Origin of the sequence: Streptomyces glaucescens (assembly GCF_002154375.1) — a bacterium.
Taxonomy (GTDB): Bacteria; Actinomycetota; Actinomycetes; order Streptomycetales; family Streptomycetaceae; genus Streptomyces; species Streptomyces glaucescens.
Genome location: NZ_MUND01000511.1, coordinates 911 through 1,528, shown reverse-complemented (window position 1 = coordinate 1,528; position 618 = coordinate 911). Strand labels below are relative to the sequence as shown.

At 72.8% G+C, this 618-nt stretch carries 1 pseudogene; it reads right to left on the bottom strand.

Going from position 1 to position 618, the window contains the following annotated elements:
- Positions 1 to 618: pseudogene (locus CCN42_RS42795) on the bottom strand (hypothetical protein); the annotation flags it as partial.

The window sequence follows — 618 nt, the reverse complement described above, 5'->3', positions numbered from 1 at the left end:
CGACAGGTACAGGCGCCCGGCGATCTCCTTGTTGGTGAGCCCCTGCACCGTGAGCCGTGCGATGAGCACCTGCTTCTCCGTCAGGTGGTCCCAGCCGGGGATCGGGGGCGCGGCACCGGCACCGTCCGCCGGGTCGCGCCGGACCTCGCGGTCCGCGGCCTCGGCCTCGCCCGGGAAACCGCGCGGAACGACTCCGGCGGTGCTCGCGTACGGCTCCGGACGTATGACGCGGCCCCCCGCGAGCGGGGCGGGTCTGTCCGGGCCGGTGCCCCGGCCGGCGCCCTCCAGTGACGCACCGAACTGCCGGGCCCGGTACTCGTCCGCCTGCCGGCGGATGGCCGCCTGCGCCGAGGCCGGCATGGAGTCCAGGATGACCTGCCGGAACAGCGTGTTGCTGAACCGTACGTCGTCCCGGTCCCGGCTCAACAGGCCCGAGAAGACGGCCTCCTGGAGGTCCGGCAGCAACTGCGACGGCTTGAGCCCGAGCACGTCGGTCAGCTCCCCGAAGATCAGATGGGTGCCCAGGACGGAGGCGACGAGGAGCAGGTGCGTGCAGGAGGGAGAGCAGTCCTGGAGATAGCGGCGCACCAGCGCGGTGAACTTCTCCGGCAGCCCGGC